The sequence below is a fragment of the Streptomyces sp. NPDC101227 genome (assembly GCF_044767545.1).
Lineage (GTDB): Bacteria > Actinomycetota > Actinomycetes > Streptomycetales > Streptomycetaceae > Streptomyces.
This window is the reverse complement of sequence record NZ_JBIWOD010000002.1, coordinates 669,203-689,817: the sequence shown is the minus strand read 5'-3', so window position 1 is coordinate 689,817 and position 20,615 is coordinate 669,203. Positions and strand designations below refer to the sequence as shown.

16 protein-coding genes are annotated in these 20,615 nt (G+C 72.0%); 3 read left to right on the top strand and 13 right to left on the bottom strand.

The genetic code is table 11. The features are described 5' to 3' along the window. Positions 1 to 617: 617 nt before the first annotated feature. Together ACIRPT_RS06755 and ACIRPT_RS06750 are read left to right on the top strand one after the other, a co-directional pair. A complete protein-coding gene (locus tag ACIRPT_RS06755; protein WP_403823265.1) occupies positions 618 to 2,015 on the top strand; it encodes an MFS transporter in 1,398 nt (465 codons plus the stop codon). Positions 2,016 to 2,129: 114 nt separating this feature from the next. Next, on the top strand, positions 2,130 to 4,088 hold the full coding sequence (locus ACIRPT_RS06750) for a helix-turn-helix domain-containing protein (RefSeq protein ID WP_403823262.1): 1,959 nt from the start codon (positions 2,130 to 2,132) through the stop codon (positions 4,086 to 4,088). Positions 4,089 to 4,202: 114 nt separating this feature from the next. Here ACIRPT_RS06750 and menC read toward each other — a convergent pair whose 3' ends face one another. The 11 genes from menC to ACIRPT_RS06695 all read right to left on the bottom strand — a co-directional run bounded on the left by menC (position 4,203) and on the right by ACIRPT_RS06695 (position 17,085). Next, complete coding sequence (menC, locus tag ACIRPT_RS06745) at positions 4,203 to 5,312, bottom strand: o-succinylbenzoate synthase (protein WP_403823259.1); 1,110 nt, start codon at positions 5,310 to 5,312, stop codon at positions 4,203 to 4,205. Continuing rightward, positions 5,312 to 6,121: a GNAT family N-acetyltransferase gene (locus ACIRPT_RS06740; protein ID WP_403823257.1), complete on the bottom strand. Its 810-nt coding sequence runs from the start codon at positions 6,119 to 6,121 to the stop codon at positions 5,312 to 5,314. The genes menC and ACIRPT_RS06740 overlap by 1 nt, the downstream gene beginning before the upstream one ends. Then, positions 6,118 to 7,200 carry a M20 family metallopeptidase gene (locus ACIRPT_RS06735; protein WP_403823416.1) on the bottom strand — a complete coding sequence of 361 codons (1,083 nt, stop codon included), beginning with the start codon at positions 7,198 to 7,200 and terminating at the stop codon, positions 6,118 to 6,120. The genes ACIRPT_RS06740 and ACIRPT_RS06735 overlap by 4 nt, the downstream gene beginning before the upstream one ends. Positions 7,201 to 7,454: 254 nt before the next feature. Beyond that, complete coding sequence (locus ACIRPT_RS06730) at positions 7,455 to 8,477, bottom strand: dipeptidase (protein WP_403823254.1); 1,023 nt, start codon at positions 8,475 to 8,477, stop codon at positions 7,455 to 7,457. A 61-nt stretch (positions 8,478 to 8,538) separates the two neighbouring features. Beyond that, a complete protein-coding gene (locus ACIRPT_RS06725; RefSeq protein ID WP_403823251.1) occupies positions 8,539 to 9,234 on the bottom strand; it encodes an ABC transporter ATP-binding protein in 696 nt (231 codons plus the stop codon). Then, positions 9,231 to 11,045 carry a dipeptide/oligopeptide/nickel ABC transporter permease/ATP-binding protein gene (locus tag ACIRPT_RS06720; protein ID WP_403823248.1) on the bottom strand — a complete coding sequence of 605 codons (1,815 nt, stop codon included), beginning with the start codon at positions 11,043 to 11,045 and terminating at the stop codon, positions 9,231 to 9,233. Before ACIRPT_RS06720 ends, ACIRPT_RS06725 begins: the two co-directional genes overlap by 4 nt. After that, positions 11,045 to 12,064 (bottom strand): ABC transporter permease, encoded by a 1,020-nt coding sequence (locus ACIRPT_RS06715; RefSeq protein WP_403823245.1) that lies wholly within the window; start codon positions 12,062 to 12,064, stop codon positions 11,045 to 11,047. Before ACIRPT_RS06715 ends, ACIRPT_RS06720 begins: the two co-directional genes overlap by 1 nt. Beyond that, a complete protein-coding gene (locus tag ACIRPT_RS06710; RefSeq protein WP_403823242.1) occupies positions 12,061 to 13,620 on the bottom strand; it encodes an ABC transporter substrate-binding protein in 1,560 nt (519 codons plus the stop codon). Before ACIRPT_RS06710 ends, ACIRPT_RS06715 begins: the two co-directional genes overlap by 4 nt. A gap of 222 nt (positions 13,621 to 13,842) precedes the next feature. Then, positions 13,843 to 14,754, bottom strand: a complete 912-nt coding sequence (locus ACIRPT_RS06705; protein ID WP_403823240.1) for a serine hydrolase — start codon at positions 14,752 to 14,754, stop codon at positions 13,843 to 13,845. After that, on the bottom strand, positions 14,745 to 15,734 hold the full coding sequence (locus tag ACIRPT_RS06700; protein WP_403823237.1) for a serine hydrolase: 990 nt from the start codon (positions 15,732 to 15,734) through the stop codon (positions 14,745 to 14,747). Before ACIRPT_RS06700 ends, ACIRPT_RS06705 begins: the two co-directional genes overlap by 10 nt. A 25-nt stretch (positions 15,735 to 15,759) precedes the next feature. After that, positions 15,760 to 17,085 carry a serine hydrolase domain-containing protein gene (locus tag ACIRPT_RS06695; RefSeq protein WP_403823234.1) on the bottom strand — a complete coding sequence of 442 codons (1,326 nt, stop codon included), beginning with the start codon at positions 17,083 to 17,085 and terminating at the stop codon, positions 15,760 to 15,762. Positions 17,086 to 17,254: 169 nt separating this feature from the next. Between ACIRPT_RS06695 and ACIRPT_RS06690 the strand changes: the two genes are divergently transcribed. After that, complete coding sequence (locus ACIRPT_RS06690; protein ID WP_403823231.1) at positions 17,255 to 17,842, top strand: isochorismatase family protein; 588 nt, start codon at positions 17,255 to 17,257, stop codon at positions 17,840 to 17,842. A gap of 79 nt (positions 17,843 to 17,921) precedes the next feature. On the opposite strand, the gene ACIRPT_RS06685 is transcribed toward ACIRPT_RS06690, so the two are convergent. Both ACIRPT_RS06685 and ACIRPT_RS06680 read right to left on the bottom strand, forming a co-directional pair. After that, a complete protein-coding gene (locus ACIRPT_RS06685; protein WP_403823413.1) occupies positions 17,922 to 19,622 on the bottom strand; it encodes a PucR family transcriptional regulator in 1,701 nt (566 codons plus the stop codon). 21 nt (positions 19,623 to 19,643) lie between these two features. Then, positions 19,644 to 20,417, bottom strand: a complete 774-nt coding sequence (locus ACIRPT_RS06680; protein WP_403823411.1) for an aspartate/glutamate racemase family protein — start codon at positions 20,415 to 20,417, stop codon at positions 19,644 to 19,646. Positions 20,418 to 20,615 lie beyond the last annotated feature (198 nt).

The following is a 20,615-nucleotide window of genomic DNA, read 5'->3' as shown; positions in this document are numbered from 1 at the left end:
CAAGAGCACTGCACCACAAGCGTCGAGAATGACCGTGCCCCATCCGTGCCCTCCAGCCGGTCAACACCGGTCAGGAGGGGCACGGTGGGGCACCTTCAGCCCCTGGCATGAAGCATCGTTCCCCCAAGTCAAAGCAGAATGATCGCTCCAAGCCCCGGTGAACCCAAGCTCACGGGTTCGTTTCGCGTCACCCGCTTCAGAGTTGAGCCCCGGGTCAAGCGGCCTGGGGCTTAATTATTGTGTTGAGCTCTCGCGCTCAACGTGCCCACGTGCCACATCCGGAACCGCGGTCATTCGGTGCAGCCGCAGCCCGCGACAGCCTTGGCCACAGTCGGTGTCCGGGCGCTGTCGAGGGCCCCTTATCGGGGGTGGAGCAGGCGGCGGCGCCGCAGCAGATGTCCGGGACGGCGTCGGCGCTCTTAATTGCGCATCCTCAACACCGCGCGCTCCGGCGTCCGTCAGTCCCAGACCCTGACCTCTGACCGCTGACATGGTTTCCGACCACACATACCGCCCCCGAACTATGGCGCCCCGCCACATGGGCCACCGACCTGCGTGTTCCTACCTTGTGCCGATACGCAATCGACGTCCTCGCCAACCGCCTGGAAGTGGTGCACATGGCCCGCGCAGCAACCGCTCCCCCACCGTCCGCGCACCTCCGGCGGATCGTCGCCGCCAGTCTCATCGGCACCACCATCGAGTGGTACGACTTCTTCCTCTACGGCTCGGCCGCCGCCCTGGTGTTCAACACCCTGTTCTTTCCCACCTCCGACCCCCTGGTGGGCACGCTGATCGCCTTCATCACGTACGCCATCGGGTTCGCGGCCCGGCCGCTGGGCGGCATCGTCTTCGGGCACTTCGGCGACCGGGTCGGCCGCAAGAAGCTGCTGGTGGTCAGCCTGCTGATGATGGGCGGTGCGACCTTCGCCATGGGTTTGCTCCCCACGTTCGGCACCATCGGCGTCGCGGCGCCGGTCCTGCTGACCGTGTTGCGTCTGATCCAGGGCTTCGCGCTGGGCGGGGAGTGGGGCGGCGCCGTACTGATCGTCTCCGAGCACGGAGGCGCCAAGCACCGCGGCTTCTGGGCGTCCTGGCCACAGACCGGTGCCCCCGGCGGCAACCTGCTGGCCACCGGCGTCCTGGCCCTGCTGGCCGCCCTCCAGTCGGATGCCGCCTTCGCGTCCTGGGGGTGGCGCGTTCCCTTCCTGCTGTCCGGGGTGCTGGTGGTGATCGGGCTGTGGGTCCGTGTCTCGGTCTCCGAGTCCCCCGTGTTCCTCGCGGCGCGGGCCACGCCTCAGGCCGACGACGCACTGGGCCGCAAGGAGAAGGCACCCGTCGTGCAGGTGTTCCGGCGCAGCTGGCGTGAGGTGCTGTCGGCCATCGGCACCCGGTTCGGCGAGAACATCTCGTACTACGTGCTGACGTCGTTTCTCCTCGTGTATGCCACCGCGCACTTGGGCCTGGCCAAAAGCACCGCACTGAACGCGGTCCTGATCGGCTCCGCCGTCCACTTCGTCACCATCCCGCTATGGGGCGCGCTGTCCGACCGCATCGGCCGCCGGCCTGTCACCCTGGTCGGCTCTGTGGGCATGGCCGCCTGGGCCTTCGTCTTCTTCGCGCTGGTCGACTCCACGTCGTTCCCTGTGATCACCCTGGCCGTGACCGTCGGGCTGCTGCTGCACGGCGCGATGTACGGACCACAAGCGGCGTTCATCTCCGAGCTGTTCGACACCAAGGTCCGCTACTCCGGCGCCTCGATGGGCTCGCAGCTGGCGTCCGTGGTCGCCGGGTCGCTCGCCCCGATCATCGCGGTCGAACTCCTCAAGGACTACGAGTCGTCCCTCCCTGTCAGCCTCTATGTCTGTGTGGCGGCAGTGGTCACCACCGTCACCGTGGCCGTCACCCGGGAGACCCGAGGCCGCGACCTCACCCGCAGCCGGGAGGAGGAGAAGGTGGAAGGGAGGGAGGGAGCGGTGGGCGAAGCGGTCGCCCCCGCCACGCCGAAAGGGGTCTGACACACTCACCGGAAACCGCCGCCCGGTCCCGGCGAGACCGCCGCCCGGCTTTCCGTCGGCGCGCCAGGACCGGGCCACCGCACCGCGGGTGGGCACGCACGGAAGGACACCGTCATGACGGCCACCAGCCCCTCGTCCCACACCGGGGCGCCCGGCCGCGGTGCCGCCGCGCTGCGCCGGCTCCTCGATCTGCTCGCCGCCGACGCCCCCGCTCAGGACCTCGCCGAAGCGGCCGCCCGCGCGCGGGCCGACTGGGCCGACGCCGCCGAAGCGGCCTGGATGGAGGAGACCGTCCGGGCCGCCCTGGCCGTCCGGCGCGAACTGGACCAGCACCGCCGTCGCGAGGCGGAACTGGCGGCGCTGTTCGACACCGCGGGCGATCTGGCCGCGCTGCGGGACCTCGACGCGGTGCTGCGCGCCATCGTCCGCCGGGCCAGGACCCTGCTGGGCGCCGACGTCGCCTACCTCACCCTCAACGATCCGGCGGCCCAGGACACGTTCATGCGGGTCACCGACGGGTCCGTCTCCGCGGCTTTTCAGCAGCTCCGGCTGGGCATGGGAGAGGGCCTGGGCGGCCTGGTCGCGCAGACCGCCCGCCCCTACGCCACCACCGACTACCCCTCCGACCAGCGGTTTCGCCATACCAGCGACATCGACGGCGGGGTCGCGGAAGAGGGGTTGCGCAGCATCCTCGGCGTTCCCCTGCGGCCGGGCAAGGAAGTCATCGGGGTGCTGTTCGCCGCCAACCGCGCCCCGCGCGAATTCACTCCCGACGCCATCGCCCTGCTCACCTCGCTCGCCGACCACGCCGCCGTCGCCATCGACAGCGCCCGCCTGTTGGAGGAGACCCGCAGCACCCTCGCCCGGCTCGAAGCCGCCAACGAAACGGCCCGTGCCCACAGTACGGCGCTGCACCGGGCCTCCGACGCCCACGACCGCCTCACCCAACTCGTGCTGCGTGGCAGCGGCATCGACGACGTGGCGGCGGAGATCGCGGCACTGCTCGGCGGCGGACTGGCCGTCCACGACACCGACGGCAGCGAGCTCGCCCGGGTCCACACACGGCCGGTCACACCGTCCGCCCAGGGCCTGTCCGCCGCACGCGCCGACGGGCGGGCGGTCTTCGCCGACGGCGTGTGGACCTGCGCCATTCTGGCCGGCGCCGAGTTCCTGGGCAGCATCGTCCTGACCGGACGCGCCGATCTGTCCGACGCCGACCGCCGCCTCTTCGAGCGAGCGGTGCTGGTCACCGCGCTCCTGCTCCTGCTGCGCCGGTCCGTGACCGAAGCGGAGGACCGGGTCCGCGGGGAACTGCTCGACGACCTCCTCACGGGTCCCGCCTCATCGGCACGCTGGGACGGCGGAAGCCTGTCCCTGCGGGCCCGGCGCCTCGGCGTCAACCTGGCCGAGCCCCATGCCATCGCCGTCCTCGACTGCGAGCCGCCGCACCGCCCGCGGCTGTCCGCCGAGACCGCCCGCACGGCGCGCGGCCTCGGCGCGCTGGCGGGAACCCGTGGCGGCCGCGCCGTCATCCTGGCCCCCTGCGACCGGCCCGGGACACTCGCCCGCACCCTGGCCCAGGACCTCAGCCGCATCCTCGGCTCCCCGGTAACGGTGGGAGCGGCCGGCCCCGCGCACGGCCCGGACCAACTCCCCGCCCTCCACGCCGAGGCCCTGCGCTGCCTCGATGCCCTGTCGGCCCTCGGCCGCTCCGGGGACGGTGCCGACATCGCCGACCTGGGCTTCCTCGGCGTTCTCCTCGGCGACCGCGCCGACGTGACCGCCTACGTCGAACGCGTCCTCGGCCCCGTCCTCGCCTACGACGCGAAGCGCGGCACCGAGCTGATCCGCACCCTGGGCGCCTACTACGACCACGGAGCCAGCTTCTCCCGCGCCAAGGACGCCCTCCACGTCCACGTCAATACCGTCGTACAACGCCTCGACCGGGTGGCCCAACTGCTCGGCCCCGACTGGAACACCCCGGCCAGGGCCCTGGAAACCCACCTGGCGCTGCGCCTGCACCGGCTCACCCGCAGCGGTCCGGCGGGGCGGGGCGCCGTCCGCCGGCCCTGATCCGGAAGCCGCCGAACCCGCGGCGTCGGAGCTTGCGCCGGCCTGCGCGCCGGGCTCCCCGGACGTACCCTGCGGCCCGGGGAGCCCGGACGTGGATGCCGCCGGGAACGCGGGCTAGAGCGCGATCCACTCGCTGGCGGTGGTGACCTCGTCGAGGACGTCGGCAAGCGGCTCGGTGCCGAGGCCTGGGCCGGTGGGGACCTCGAGGTGGCCGTCGGTGAGGACGAACGGCGGGGTGATGTCGGTGGCGAAGTAGCGGTGGGAGCCGGAGGTGTCGCCGGGGAGGGTGAAGCCGGGGAGGGCGGCGAGGGCGATGTTGGCGGCACGGCCGATGCCGGTTTCGAGCATGCCACCGCACCAGACGGGGATGCCGTGGGCGCGGGCGAGGTCGTGGATGCGGCGGGCTTCGAGGTAGCCGCCGACCCGGGCCGGCTTGACGTTGATGACGGAGCAGGCGCCGAGGGAGATGGCCGCCGCGGCGTGGGCGGCCGACTCGATGGACTCGTCGAGGCAGATCGGGGTGCGCAGGAGCTTGGCGAGCTGGGCGTGCTGGACCATGTCGTCGTTGGCGAGGGGCTGTTCGATCAGCAGCAGGTCGAACGGGTCGAGTTTGGTGAGGTGTTGGGCGTCGACGAGGGTGTAGGCGGCGTTGGCGTCCACTTGCAGGAGCAGGTCGTCGCCGAAGCGTTCGCGGACGGCGCGGACGGGCTCGATGTCCCAGCCGGGTTCGATCTTCAGCTTGATCCGGACGTAGCCCTCGGCGATGTACTCCTCGACGGCGTCGAGGAGCTGGGGGACGGAGTCCATGATGCCGACCGAGACGCCGCAGGGGACGCGGTCGCGGGCGGCGCCGAGGTAGGAGCCGAAGCTCTCCCCCGTGACACGGAGTTGGGCGTCGAGGACCGCGCTTTCCAGTGCGGACTTCGCCATGTGGTGGCCGGTGAAGGGTTCCAGGATCCGGCCCACCGTCGCGGCGTCGACGCCGTCCTTCGGCAGTGCGGGTATGAGGAACTTGCGCAGGATGTCCTGTGCGCCGTCGACGTACTCGGAGCAGTAGCGGGGCTCGGACATGGCCGCGCATTCGGCCCAGCCCTCTCCTTCGGAGGTGACGACGCGGACGAGCAGGACGTCGCGGCTGGTCTCGACGCCGAAGGAGGTGCGGAACGGGGCGACGAGGGGCATGGCGATCCGGCGCAGTTCGATGCCGGAGATCTTCAGCTTCATTACGGGTGGCTCCTGGTGCGTTCTGCCGCGTGGGTGACGGAGGGGGTGGTGCGGTGGACGACGTAGCTGCGGCGGTTGTGGAAGCCGACGACCTGGGCTCCCTCGGCGAGCAGGCCGCCCAGGGTGTGCCGGACGGCCAGCCGCCAGGCCCGGGCGGCGCCGGCGTCCCTGCGGCGGAGGGCTTCGATGTCGTCGGGGAGGTCGATGAGGATGAACTCCTCGCCGGTGGTGCCGAGTTCGGGGTGACCGCCGCGGTCGCGGACGCCGTGCGCGGCAGCCGCCGGCACGTCGAAGTCCGGTGTCCCGGAGGCCGGCGCGGAGGCCGTCAGGTCCCAGGCCGTAAGGACCCGGTCGGATTCGTCGCCGCCGTTGATGGCGTCGTCCATGGCCCCGTAGAAGGACCGCAGGTACTCCTCGGGGCGCGCGCCGAGTTTGACGAGGTTGAAGTGGGCGTTGCGGCGGATGAGCGGGTCGTAGGTCCAGGTGATGCGCTTCAGTCCGCGGGCGAGGGCCCACTGCCGCTGGTGCAGTTTGAGGGCCAGTCCGATGCCCCGTCCCATGGCGGCGCCGGTGATGTGGGAGTGCAGGGTGGTGCCCGCCGGCGTGCCGAAGAAGGCGACGGACGCGCCCACCAGCCGGCCGTCCTCGTACGCTCCGGCCACGTAGTTGCCGGCGTGGGCCAGGGCCCGCATGACCTCGGCGGAGACGGGCGCGCCGGCCGGGCCGGTGCCCCAGATGTCGGCGTAGAGCAGGCTGGCGCTGCCGAACTCCGCCACGCCGTGGAGTTCGCGCAGTTCCAGCCCGCTCATTGCAGCGCTCCGACGAGGTGGGCCAGCAGTCGGGCGCGGACCGGCATGGCGGCGGTGACGACGTGTTCGTGGTCGGCGTGGGCGCCGTCGCCGACGGCGCCGAGGCCGTCGAGGGTGGGGCAGCCGGCTCCGGCGGTGTAGTTGCCGTCGGAGGCTCCGCCGACGGCCGCCTGCCGCGGGGCGTCGAGGCCGAGCCGGGCGGCCGTTTCGGTGGCCAGGGCGAACAGTTCCCGGGAGGCTTCGGGGTCCAGGGGCGGGCGGTTGGGGCCGCCCCCGATTTCCAGGTGGGCGCCGGGGAGCCGCGGCGGGAGGGCCCTGATGAGCGCGTCGACCTCCTGCTGGGCCGCCGCGTTGGGGACGCGGACGTCCACGCTCAGTGCGGCCCGTGCGGGCACGGTGTTGTTCGCGGTGCCGGCCGACATCAGGGTGGGGGTGACCGTGGTGCCGGGCCCGGTGCGTGTGGTGACGGTGTCGGCCAGGTGCTGGAGGGCGAGGATCTGGTGGGCGAGTTCGGTCGCCGCGTTGATGCCCTTCTCGGGTTCCAGTCCGGAGTGGGCGGCGCGGCCGTGGACGGTGATGTCGTAGGCGGATACGCCCTTGCGGCTGGTTTTCAGCGCGCCGCCCGCGGCGGAGGGTTCCAGGACGAACGTGGCCGCGCACCGGCGCGCGGTTTCCTCGATGAGCGGGCGAGAGGTGTCCGAGCCGACCTCTTCGTCGCCCGTGACCAGGACGCAGAGGCCGTCGAGGGAGGGCAGGGAGGCCAGGGCGTGGAACATCTGGACCAGTCCGGCCTTCATGTCGAAGACGCCGGGGCCGCGGGCGATGCCCGCTTTGACGGACCAGGGGTGCGTCGCGAGGGAGCCGATCGGCCAGACGGTGTCGTGGTGCCCCAGGAGCAGGATGCGCGGGGTGCCGAAGCTCCACTGGACGTGGGTGACGCCGTCGATCACCAGCGTCCGGGGCGTCGCGCCGAGCAGTCGCTCGCCCTGTGCGGCGACGACCTGCGCGCTGCGGGCGACGGCCGCATGATCGGCGGAGTACGACTCGCATATGACGAGTTCTTCGAGGTCGGCGAGCATGGCGTCGAGGTCGGGCGGGTGGTGCGCTCGCGCGGAGAGAATTTCGTCGCCAACCGGCATGGGTGAGTCCTCCATCGTGGGGTGACCTGGGATGACCGCCACGCTAGGCACGGCGAACGGGGCCGGGTTGGTGGCTGCGGCACAACGTGAGCGGCCGATTCGTACGGCGGTCCCAAACCGCACGAGCCACAGGTGCCCGGCCCGTCGTACGACCGGCCGGGCACCTGTCCGGGGCGGGTGGGCTCAGCCCGGGTTCAGCCCATGTGCGCGCTCATCAGCCGCCGGATGTTCCCGCCGAGGATCTTGCGGATGTCGTCCTCGGCCAGGCCCCGGCGTACCAGCGCGTCGGTGACCAGTGGCATGCCCGCCGGACCCGCCAACTCGGGGAAGTCGAACATCGGGTCCTCGTCGTCCGGCGATTCGCAGCACGGCGGAGTGACGTCCACCATGACCTCGCGGACGAAGTCCGATCCGAGGCCGACGTGGTCGATTCCGGCGACGGAAGCGATGTGCACGATGTGGTCGACGACCCGGTCGACGCTCACCTTCGCCTGGTCGTCGGTGAGGAAGTCCGGTACGAAGTTGACGCAGACCACCCCGCCGGTCGCGGCGACCCCGCGGATCTGTTCGTCGGTGAGGTTGCGGTGGTGGTCGCGCAGGGCGCGGGCGCAGGAGTGGGTGGCGATCAGCGGGCGGGTGGCGAGTTCGAGGACATGGGCGACGCCGCTCGCCCCCAGGTGGGAGATGTCGAAGAGGATGCCGAGGCGTTCCATCTCGCGCAGCGCCTGGATGCCGGGGGCCGTCAGCCGGCTGCCGGTGGCGTCCTCGCGGCTGCCGTCGGCGAGCGGGGTGCGTCCCCAGTGGGCGATCGACGCGACCCGTACGCCGAGCCGGAACAGGGTGGAGAACAGTTCCACGGACGCGTCGACGCCGGGTGCGCTCTCCAGCGCGAGGACGAGGGCGATGCGGCCTTCGGCGAGGGTCGCGTCGATATCGGATCCGGTCAGGCAGAGGGCGACCTGGTCGGAGTTGGCCTCGGTGAGGACATGGGCGCACTCGATCATCCGCAGGGTCTGCCGGAGAGCGCCCTCGGGGCGGTACTGGTCGTCGATGAACACCGGCAGCACCTGGATGTCGATGCCGCCCTGGCGCAGCTGGGGCAGCCAGCGTTCGCGGAAGAAGCTCGCCCAGCGCTTCGGGGGGCGCGCGGCGACGGCCATGAGGAGGTCGTTGTGTGCGTCGGCGACGACGGCACGGCGGTGGAGGTCGTGGGGCACGACGGGGCCTTTCGCGTGGGTGGACGGTGCGGCCCGGCGGCCGCCGGGCGTGGGGGCAGGCTCAGGTGCGGGCCAGTTTCGGGACCGCGGTCAGCAGCGTGCGGGTGTATTCATGGCGGGGCGCGTCGAGGACGTCCTCGACGGGGCCGGACTCCACGAGCTGCCCGTGGCGCATGACGGCGAGAGCGTCGCAGACGTAGCGGACCACGGCCAGGTTGTGGGAGATGAACAGCATCGTCAGGCCGAGTTCGGCGCGCAGTTCGCGGATGAGGTTGAGGACGGCGCCCTGGACGGACACGTCGAGGGCGGAGGTGATCTCGTCGGCGATGAGCAGGTCCGGCCCGGCGGCCAGGGCGCGGGCGATGGCGACGCGTTGGCGCTGGCCGCCGGAGAGTTCACGGGGGTGTCTGCTCGCGTAGGAGGCCGGGAGCGAGACCAGTTCGAGGAGGCGGGCCACCTCGGCGCCGTGCCGGGCGCGTGGCTTGCGGGACCCTTCGGCGATGGCGTCGCCGATGCGCATCCGCGGGTTGAGCGAGGAGTACGGGTCCTGGAACACCATCTGGATCCGGCCGCGTTCGGCACCGGAGACCGTGCCGCGGTAGGGCGTCAGTCCGGCCACGGCGCGGGCGAGGGTGGACTTGCCGGACCCCGACTCGCCTACGAGGCCGGTGGCGGAGCCCGACGGTATCTCCAGGCTGACGCCGTTCACGGCGGTGAATCCGCCGAATCGCACGGTGAGTTCGCTGATGTGCATCATGCCTCCCAGCAGGCGACCGAGTGCCCGCCGTCGCGGACGGTGAGCGGGGGACGGAGCGAGCACCGCGAGGCGACCGAGGCGCACCGGTCGGCGAACGGGCAGCCGGAGCCGACGTCGGCGGGCGAGGGCTGGCGGCCGGGGATGGTGGTGAGCGGCAGTGAGCGGTCGGTGTCCATGTCGGGCAGCGAGCCGATCAGCGCCTTGGTGTAGGGGTGGCGGGCCCGGCGCAGGGCGTCGGCGGGGAGTTCCTCCACGATGCGGCCGGCGTACATCACGGCGACCCGGTCGCACAGTTCGCTGACGACGGCGATGTCGTGGGAGATGAACAGGGCGCCGGCGCGGGTGTCGTCGACGACTTCGCGCAGGACCCGCAGCACCTCGCGTTGGACGGTGACGTCGAGGGCGGTGGTCGGCTCGTCCGCGACGATCAGGCGGGGTGTGCCCATGAGTCCCATTGCGATGACGGCGCGTTGGCGCATCCCGCCGGACAGCTCGTGCGGGTGCTGTCCGACGACGTGTTCGGGCCGCTTGATGTGGACGCGCCGCAGGCGTTCCACGGCCCGGTCCCGTGCCTGGGCCGGGGTGGCGCCGTCGTGCAGGGTGGCGACCTCGGTGAGCTGGCCGCCGACGCGCAGGGCGGGGTTGAGGGCGGAGGTGGGGTCCTGGAAGACCATGGCCAGGGACGAACCGAGGAGGGTGCGGCGCTCGGCGTCGTTCAGGCCGTCGAGGTCCACGCCGCACAGCCGGGTCCGTGCGCTGCCGGTGAGGCCGGGGTAGGGCACGATCTGCCCGATCGCCGCGGCCGTCATGCTCTTGCCGCTGCCCGACTCCCCCACCAGCCCGACGATCTCGCCCGGCCGCACGGTCAGCGACAGCTTGCGCACCGGGGTGACGCCGCCGGGGAAGGCCACGGTGAGGTCGCGCACTTCGAGGACGGCGTCGGGCACGGGGGCGTCCTGGGCGGGCGGCACCAAGGGGGCGACGGGTGTGCCGGCGGGGTCGCCGGTGCTCGCCGCGGCCTTGGCGAAGGTGTCGCCGAGGAGCATGAAGCCCAGGCCGGCGAGGGCGACCGCGAGAGCGGGTGCGACGACGACGGACGGGGTGACGTAGACGTGCCCGAACGCCTCGTTCAGCAGGCGTCCCCAGTCGTAGGACGGGGCCTGGACGCCCATGCCGAGGAAGGACATCGCGGACAGGCCCAGGAGGGCGGAGCCCATCGCCTGGGCGGTGTTGAGGATGAGCGGTTCGGCGATGTTGGGCAGGATGTGGCGGGTGAGGATACGGCGGCGGGGCACGCCCAGCATGCGGGCGGCCGCGAGGTAGTCGGCTCCGGCTATGGATGCCGTCAGGGTGTGGGTGAGGCGGGCGAAGGTCGGCGCGAGCGCGACTCCGATGCCCAGGACGGCGCCGCGGGCCCCGAGTCCGGTGACGACGGCGGTGAACATCGCCAGCAGCAGGGCCGGGAAGGCGACGAGGATGTCGACCACGGCGATGACGACCCGTCCGGCCCGCCGCGGCAGGAGTGCGGGCAGTGCCCCCAGCAGGATGCCGCCGAGGGTGCCGATCAGGGTGGCCAGGAACGCCAGGCCCAGCGTCAGCCGGGTGGCGACCAGGGTGCGGGCGAGCAGGTCGCGGCCGAGGGCATCGGTGCCGAACGGGTGCGGCAGCCAGGCCCCTTGGTTGATCTGCCCGGGGTGGATCGCGGCGGCGGCATCTCCCCACAGCGGCGGGCCGATGAGGGCGAGCAGCACGAGCACGGCGACGAGTGCGGCGCCCAGCAGGCCGGCGGGGTTTCTCATGAGGCGGCGCATCAGTCCTCCTGGCGGGCGGGGGCGGCGGACAGGGCGGACTTGGGGTCGAGGACACCGAGGAGGAGGTCGACGAGGAAGTTGATGACGAGGACGAGCGCCCCGTAGAGGAGGATCATGGCCTGGGCGACGGGATAGTCCTTCTGCGTGATCGCCTCGACGGTCCGCTGGCCCAGTCCCGGCCAGGCGAAGACGTTCTCGACCAGCACGCTGCCGGTGATCAGCCCGCCGAGCAGCAGACCGCCCATGGTCAGGGTCGCGGTGAGGGTGTTGGGCAGCAGATGCACCGCGTACAGCCGCCAGGGGGGCAGCCGTTTGGCGTGCGCCAGGCGCATGTAGTCGGTGTCGAGTTCGCGCAGCGTCTCCACCCGCGCCAGGCGGGCGATCATCGCCGCGGGGGCGATCGCGAGGGCGGTGACGGGCAGGACGTACGAGGCGGGGCCGGTGAGTCCGGCGGGCGGGAGCAGTCCCAGGCCCAGCGCGAAGACGAGCAGCAGCGTCAGCCCGTAGAGGTATTCGGGGATGGCGACGGCGGCGCCGGTGAGTGCGGTGAAGGCGGTTTCGGTGCCGCGTCGGCGTCCCTTGTGGGTGCGGACGGCGCCCCACATGCCCAGCGGAATCGCCACGGCCAGCGCGATGAGCGTGGCCAGTACGGCGAGGGAGAGGGTGTTGGGCAGGCCCTGGGCGATGATGTCGCTCACCGGCTGGGAGGAGAAGAAGGACGTGCCCAGATCGCCGTGGAGCAGGTGCTGGAGATAGTGGCCGAGCTGGGTGGGCAGGGGGTCGTCCAGGCCGAGTTCGGCGCGGCGAAGGGCGACGAGCTGCTTGGGGGCGGTCGGTCCGAGCATCTGTCGCAGGGGGTCACCGGGGATCAGGTGGATCATCGCGAACGAGGCGACGACGAGCACGGCGAGCGAGACGGCCAGCCGCAGCAGATGCCGCGCGAAGAAGAGCGGGGTGAGCCGCCGGGTGCGCCGCGGGCGTGCGGAGTCGCCGGTGGGCGCTTCTCTCCTGGTGGTCACTTCTTGTCTCCCGTCATCCGGATCGACGTCGGGTCGAACAGCCCGGCGGTGATGCGGAAGGTGGCGTCGTGGGCGGCGGTGACGAGGGTCTTGTCGACGACGGGGACGATGTCGGCGCTGTCGAGCAGCGCGTGTTCCGACCGTGCCCAGGTGGCGCAGCCCGAGGTGCCCGGGAGCTTGGTCGCGGCGGCCGTCAGGGACTCGTACGTGCGGTTGGTGAGGTGGGCGAAGTTCCCGCCATCGGGGGTGAAGCGGCCCGACAGTGAACCGATCAGCTGCGTGGGCAGGGTGACGCCGAGCGGCGCCCAGTCGACGTCCCAGTCCTGGGTGACCGCTTCCACTTCGCCGTAGGCGGCGTCGGACAGGGCCCGGAGCCGGACGTCGACGCCGGCCTTCTTCCACGCCTCGGCCAGGTATTCGGCGGCGGCCGCCATGGTCTCGCCGGCGGAGGTTCCGTAGATCATGCGGATGGTGAGCTTCTTGCCGGCTTTGCGGCGGATGCCGTCACCGGAGCGGTGCCATCCCGCCGCGTCGAGGGCCCTCCCGGCCGCGCGGGTGCGGAAGGCGGGCAGGTGACCGGTGACGGTGTCGCCGGTGCAGGGGCGCGGTTGCATCACCAGGCCGGTGGGGCGGCGTCCGGTGCCGCCGGTGGCGATCGCGCCGAGGTCCTTGAGGTCGACGGCCTTCAGCAGCGCCTTGCGGACGGCGGGATCGTGGCCGGGGTGGCCCTTGCCCTGGTGGAAGAAGAACTCGTGGGTGCCGTTGGGCTCGACCGAGGTCGTCAGGCCGGGGACGTTGGTCACCCGGGCGCGGTCGGGACCGGCGAACTGGGCGGCGTTCAGCTGGTGGGAGAGCAGCAGGTTGGCCGCGGTCGATTCGCTGCCGACCACCTTGAGGACGACCGAGCCGGGCATCGCGCGGCCGGCCGCGGTGGCACCGGTGCGGCGCCGGGTGAAGGTGTAGCTCTGGTTCGGCCGGGCCGCCGTCAGCCGGAAGGGGCCGGAACCGGACGTGCCGCGCTTGAGCAGGGAACGGTCCTTCAGCCCGGCGCCGCAGACGATGAACAGATAGCGGGTGCTCTGCAGGATGAAGGCGGACGGCTTGGGCGTCGACAGGGTCACGGTGCCGGCGCGGTCGTCGGCCTTCGCGGTCAGTCCTTCGGGGACGACGACGCCGTAGGCGGGCGACTTGGTGGCCGGATCGGTGAGGTGGGTGACGTTGTCGGCGACCGTGCGCGCGGTCACCGGGCTGCCGTCGGAGCAGGTGACGCCGTGCCGCAGCCGGAAGGTGACCGAAGAGGGCCGGACCTGCCATGTGTCGGCGAGTCCGGAGGCGATCCGGCCGCCGGGTTCGATGTTCACCAGGGTGTCGTAAGCCAGCGACAGCGCCGTATAGGTGGTGGTGTTCTGCACCTTGGCGGGATCCAGCAGGCCGGGGTCGCTCTTGATCGCGAAGCTGAAGGCGTCGCCGCCGGCCGACCCGGCCTGACCGGTGCCGCATCCGGCCGCCAGCAGCGACGCCGCGAGACAGGCGGCAACCGCTTTGGCTGTTTTCATGGGTGCTCCTTGGGGCGGAAGGGTTGCCCCACACTCGCTACTCCTGGCCGAAAATGATTCGGTCGGGGACACAAAGTCGATGGGCGCGATTCGGATCCGGGCCCCAAGCTGCGTCCCCGGGACCGGCGCGCATCCGGCGCACCGCCCGTCCGGAAACACGAGCGCCCCGGACCGCAGTCGCGGGCCGGGGCGTGGGCCGTGGGCGGGGCCTGGGCACGGGTTTCACTGTCGGGAGCGCAGCTGGTCGACGGCGGCCCTGGCGGCCCGGCCGATCGCGCGGTCCGCCAGGGGCTGTCTGGTGGCCGGGGTGTGGGTGCGCAGGAAGACGCCGACGGCGTAGCGCTTGCCGTCGGGGTACTCCACGACACCCGCCTCGTTGCGGACCGCGACATCGGTGCCGGTCTTGCCGGCGATCCGGGCACCGTCCGGGAACCCGGACACCAGCCGGTGCTGCCAGACCTGTTGGCGCATGATGTCCCGGACCTCTGCGCACGCCCGGGCCGGGCCGGCCTCGTCCCGCCAGATGGCGGCCAGCAGCGCGGTGACCTCGCGGGGAGTGCTGGACGGGCTGCGCTCGGGGTCGTTGGCTCCCAGGGCCAGCAGCGCCTGGGGTGGGACGCCCGCCAGCTGGTCGTCGATGGAGCGGTCCGCTGCCAGGGACAGTTCGCGGCGGACGTCGTCGTCCAGCGCGGCGCAGGAGGCCACGCCGAATTCCTCGAAGCCCAGGCTGTCCAGTGTTTCGCGGACCCGGTCGAGGCCGACGACGTCCAGGAGCAGGTCGGTCGCGGCGTTGTCGCTGATCGTCATCATCATGAAGGCCAGGTCGCGGGCGCTCATCGCGACGTCGTGCAGACATCCGTCGGTGCCGCTGCCGCCGGCGCGGTACGCGGCCGTCACCGTGTGCCGCCGGGCCGGGTCCAGTTGCCCGGCGGCCGCCTGACGGGCGTACTCCAGGGCGATGGGGATCTTGAAGACGGAGGCCAGGACGACGCGGGAGTCGGCGCCGTGGCCGAACTCCGCGCCGGAGTCGATGTCCCGGACGTGGACGAAGCCGTCGGCCCCGGCCTGGGCGAAGGTGGACCGGAGTGTCGTGCGGACGTCGTCGCCGCCGTCTTGATGGGTGGTCAGGGGCATGTTCTCTCCTGGGGTGTGGTGGCGCGCAGCTGATCGACGGCGGCCCTGGCAGCGCGGCCGATGACGGCGTCGGCCGCGGGGTTCCGGCCGGTCAGCGCCGGGGTCCGCAGGAAGACGGCGACCGCGTAGCGTCCGCCGTCGGGGTACTCCACGACGCCGGCTTCGTTGAGGACTCCCCACAGCGCGCCGTTCTTCGCCGCGACCCGGACGTCGTCGTCGAAGCCGGCGATGAGGCGGTGCTGGGACAGCTGATGGCTCATGAGGTCGCGCACCTCGGCGCAGGCTTCGGCCGGACCCGCCCGGTCGCGCCAGATCGCGGTGAGCAGGGACGTGACCTCGCGGGGCGTGCTGGACGCGGAACGGGTGGGGTCGAGCATGGCCAGGCCCCTGATCCGCTCCTCGCTCACCCGGTCGAGCTGGGCGTCGACATCCCCGTACGGGTCGATGCCGAGCTCTTCCCAGACCGGGTTCCACAGGTCGCGATAGCGCCCAACGGGCATGCGCGGGCAGCCGAGTTCGGCGGCGAGACCGCGGACGTGGTCCACGCCCAGGAGCTCCATGAGCTTGTCGGTGGCCGCGTTGTCGCTCATGGAGAGCATGAAGAACGCGAGGTCGCGGGTGCTCATGGTGACGTCGTGCAGGCAGCTGTCGGTGCCGATGCCGCCGCCCTCGCGGTTCGCTGCGGTGATCGTGTGCCGGGTCGCCCGGTCCAGTACCCCGGCCGCCGCCCGGCGGGCGTAGGCGAGCGCGATCGGGATCTTGCGGAGGGAGGCGACGATGACGGGGGAATCGGCGCGGTAGCCGACCTCCCGGTCGCCGTCGATGTCCCGGGCGTGGACGAAGCCGTCGACCCCGGCGTCCTCGAACATCGGCCGGAGGTCGGCGGTCGCCTCGTGGGCCGTCGTCTCGTGGACGGTCGCCTCGTCGGCGGTCGCCTCGTCGGCCGTCGGCTCGTCGGCGCAGGACGGGTGGGCTGTCATGCGGGTGCTCCGATCGTGGCGCGGTTCAGCGGACCTTGGGTGTGGCGCGGCCGCTGTAGTGCAGGTAGGAGGGGCCGTCGGGCCGATTTTCGAAGACCACCGCATCCCACATCGAGTCGTCTTCGTCCCGGCCGACGAAGGTCGCGGCGTCGACGGCGGTCAGCTCCAGGACCCGGGGCCGCGCGAGGCCGACGAGGATGCCGGTGGGCTCGGTGCGCAGGCGCAGCCGCCCGTCGTGGGCGGTCACATGGATCCTGCTGCCGGCGCGCTCGTACACGCCGGTGAACGGTTCGACGTCCACTTCCACCGGGCGGTCGGGCGGCGCGATGGGGGCGGGCACGGTCAACTGATGCAATTCCTGGAGGAGTTCGCGTACGAGACGGTGCTGGAACTCCGCACTGCGCCCGCCGTTGATCAGCAACGCGATGACGGTGCCCAGCTCGGGCAGGGCCCAGAGGACCGCATGCTGGCCGATGGTGTCGCCGCTGTGCGAGATCACCTGGCGACCGTCCCACTCGTCCAGGCTCCAGCCGATGCCCCACTGCCGCCCGCCGGCATGGGGGTTGGACAGGTCGACCTGGGGCTCTCGCATGACCGCAGGATCGGCGAGCAGGGCCCCCGGGGTGAGATGGGCGCGCCCGAAGGCGACGACGTCGGCGGCGGTGGCGCAGATCAGCCCCGCGGGACCGACGGACCGCGGCAGTCCCCATGCGGGCGACGGTGTGCCCGCTTCCCCGTGGCCCATGGCGGCGCCGAACCGCAGCACGTCCTCCGGCAGGGTCCAGGTGCGGGACAGTCCCAGCGGCTCGCAGATCTGGTCGCGCAGGGCTTGGTCCCAGACCTTTCCGGTGAGCCGCTCGATCACCCGGCCGGCGATGATGAAGCCGGAGTTGCAGTAGGAGTGGGAGTCGCCGACCGGGAAGGTCTGCTCAAGATCCGTGCACGCCTCGACGTACCGCCGCAGGCAGCCGTCGCCGCGGCCGGTGTCCAGGAACAGGTCGCCGTCGATGCCCGAGGTGTGGGTGAGCAGATGGCGCAGCGTGATGGCGGTCGTGGCTTGGGCGTCCCCGACCCGGAATTCGGGCAGCACCTCAGCAACGGGGGTGTCCAGCGCGACGCGTCCCCACTCGGCCAGCAGCATGATCTGCGTCGCGGTCCACACCTTGGTGACCGAGCCGATCTGGAACAGCGAATCGGCGCGCACGGGGGCACGGGTCGCGGTGTTGAGGACACCCGCGACGCACTCGTGGACCTCGCCGTCGTACCGGAACGCCAGGCTCGCGCCGGGCACCTCGGAATCGGCGGCCAGCGCCGCGAGGCGGCTCGCCCAGTGCTCGATGTCGACCTTCACGCGCGTCCTCCGGGGAATCGATGAACAGGCCGGAAGCGTAGGCGCGGCGGGCCCGCGGCTGTTGGTCTCCGCGTACGAACAACCTGGTCAGGGCTTGGTCCGGCGGACGACTCCGGGGGGCGGCCGCGTTTCTAGGGTGGCGTCCACCCCGGACCACAAGGAGACGAAGATGCCGCTGATCGACCGTGACGACTGCGCACTGGTGATCATCGATGCCCAGACCCACTTCTACCCGCCGCAGCGGCTCGACGTGGACCGGCAGCGGTTCCACGACATGGTGCACCGGATTTCCTGGATCACGGCGGTGGCTGACCGGCTGGGAATTCCGGTCGTGGTGACCGAGGAGGACCCTCGGGACAACGGCCACACCGAGCCGAGGATCGTCGACGCCCTGCCGGCCAAGGCCGTGACCCTGCCGAAGAACGCCTTCGCCGTATGGGACAACCCGGATATCGCCGCGGCGATCGAGGCCACCGGCCGCACGACGATGGTGCTGGTCGGGATCGAGACCGACATCTGCGTCGCCCACTCGGCGATCCAGCTGCACCACGCCGGCAAACGCGTCGCGGTCGTGGACGACGCCACCTACTCGCCGGGCCAGGCCCACGAACGCGGTCTGCGGCGCCTCGCCGACCGGGGCATCGAGAGGCTGTCCACGAAGGAGCTGTTCTACGACTGGGTGCGCACCATCGAGTACGCCAACGCCTTCCACGACACCCATGCGGATCTGGCCCTTCCGCCGGGTGTACGCCTCTGACCTCCGGGCGCGCGCCGTTGACCGCGGACCACGGATCCGACCGCCCATACGCGGTTCCGACCGCCGGTACCGCGGACCGTCAGCCGGTCGACGCGGCGGTGGGGCCGGTGCCTCCGGAGCGCCGCCCGCCGCCGTCGTACATGCCCATCAGCCGCAGCTGAAGCATCGCGGCGAACCGTGCGGACGGATCCTGTAGGTCGAACTCCCCCACCTCGGCCACCCGGCGAATTCGGTAGCGGAAGGTGTTGGGATGGACGAACACGCTCGCGGAAGCGGTGATGACGTCTCCGAAGGCGTCCAGCCACGCCCGCAGCGTCTCGACGAGGTGGGCGTTGTGCTTGGCGTCGTAGGCCACCAGCCGGGCGAGGGGGCCGGAGAGCTCGTCGCGGTTGGCGACGGCGAGGTCCCGCATTTCGATCACGAGGGCGTCGACATACACATCGGCGATCGAGGCGACGCGCTGCGCCGTCCGGCCGCTGAACAGCACGCGCAGCGCACGGTCCGCGTTGGCCCGGGAACGGGCGAGGGCGGAGGGCTCCTCGGCGACGGAGCCGATCCCGATGACGAGGCCCGCCCGGTCTCCGGTGCGCTGGAGAAAGTTCGACGCGACGTGCAGGGCGCGCTCCCGGGCGTGGGCGGAATCACCTGGCACCGGAAAGAGGGCGTAGGCCACGTCGCCGAGCAGCGCCACCGCGGACCGCGGCTGGACCGCCGTCAGATGCACGGCCAGCGCGCTGGCGAGGCGCTGGCGCTCCGCGGTGAGGTGGGCATAGTCCTCGCCCCGATCGGCCTGCAGCCCCATCGCCACGACCAGGGTGGGTTCGTTCACCAGCCCCAGCCGGCCGAGCGCCTCGACCGCCCCCGCCCCGCCTTCCAGGGCGGTCGTGACGAGGTCGGCGCGCAGCCGGTGCTCGGCGTCGGTGCCCGCCCGGAATCGCAGCATGTGCAGCGCGACGAGCTTCGCCGCCTCCTGGAACGCCCGCTCCCGCTCCGGGGTGAGCGGCTTGCGCAGCGTCGCCCACACCGAACCCAGGATCTCGTCACCGGCACGCACCGCGATCGCCACCCGTGGCAGCGCGACCTCGCCGTCGACGGTGGGCGGCGGGATGTGCACGGGGCCGTCGCTGCGGTACAGCTCGCGGAAGACCCCGTGCTCCTCGTGGATGCGCACATAGCGCTCGGGCACCTGCCGGGCCAGGATGCTCGCCACCCGCGGCGCGTCCGCTTCGTCCTGCCGGCCGGAGAAGGCCAGGATCCGGGAGCGGCGGTCCTCAATGGTGATCGGGGCGTCCATCAGCGTGGCGATCGCGTTGGCCAGCGCGAACAGGTCTCCGGACGGCACCCCGCCCAGGGTCTGCCCACCCGCCTCGCCGATGTCCCCCTCGGCGAGCAGGGTGCGCAACATCGCCGCCAGCTGGGCCCAGGAGGCTCCCCGCGTCAGGGCGAGCAGGGCCACCCCGGTCTCGGCCACGACCGCTTCGAGTCCGTCTTCGAGTTCGCCTTCGAGCGCATCGCCGTCGCCGACGGGACCGCGGACGACGAGGGCGGCGGCGCCGTGGGCGGCGAGATGCCGCAGCAGCCGGGCGATCTCGCCGGCTCCGTGGACACCGACGCCGAGCACGACGGCGTGCGGCGGGTAGTGCTGCTCGTCGTGCGGATCGTGGATGCCGACGCCGCCTATCTCGCCGGCGGCCTCGGGGTCACCGTGGACCAGGTCCAGGAGTGTGGGGCCGAAGTCCTCGAGCACCCGGCTCAAGCTTCTGGCGGGGTGGGCCGACATGTGCCTGATCATCTCCGCAGGTTAGGACTCTCGAAGCCCTGCGAGGTTCGTACGTGTGGACGAGGATAGGCGACCTCCTCCGTTCCCCGGAACGAAGTCTTCCGGGTCCGGCCCCCACAACCGGGACAGCGCCGCATCCACCAGCGCCTCGGTGGAGTCCACAAGCGGCAGCACCCGCGCCGCCGCCCTGCTGACCAGCGGAATCTCCGTACAGGCGGCGATGATCACCTGCGCCCCCCGATCCTTGAGCGCCTCGGCGGCCGAGGCGATCCACTCCTCGGCGGGCTCCCCGCCCGCCCCGCCCTTGACCGCCCGGATCGCGCCGTCCACGTACTCCCGCTGCACGCGCTCGGACACCTGGATCACCTCGACCCCGATCCGGTCACCGGCCCGCTCATACAGTCCCGCCAGCCGCGTCCCCCGCGTCGAGAGAACCCCCACCCGCTCCGCGCCCGCCGCCCGCTCCACCGCAGCCCGGAGCGCCGCCTCGATCATGTCCAGAACCTCGACCCCCGTGGCCCGGGACAACTGCTCCACATACGCATGCGCCGTATTGCACGGGACGGCGAGGCAACTGGCCCCCGCCCGCTGCAGCCACCGCGCCCCCTCGACCAACGCCGGCACCGGAGAAGGCCCATTGCCGAGCAACGCCGCCGTCCGGTCCGGGACGCCCGGATCGGCCCACATCAACACGGGCAGATGCCCTTGGTCGGTATCCGCCGGAGTGCGCTCGACGAGCCTGCGGTAGAAGTCGGCCGTGGCCAACGGCCCCATGCCCCCCAGAATCCCGAGCACCGGACGACGGCGTCCCACCCCTGGTCACCTCACCCGACAGCAGGAGGCGGGGCCGGAAGGTGCTCCGGCACCACCTGTCGACGGATCAGCGAAACCACCCATGGCATGCGGCCTTTCAGGTCGGTCGGTACGGATCACCCGTGATTCTCATCCGCGCGCTCCCGCGAAATGTGGTGCCCCGATCCAAAAGCCCCGGCC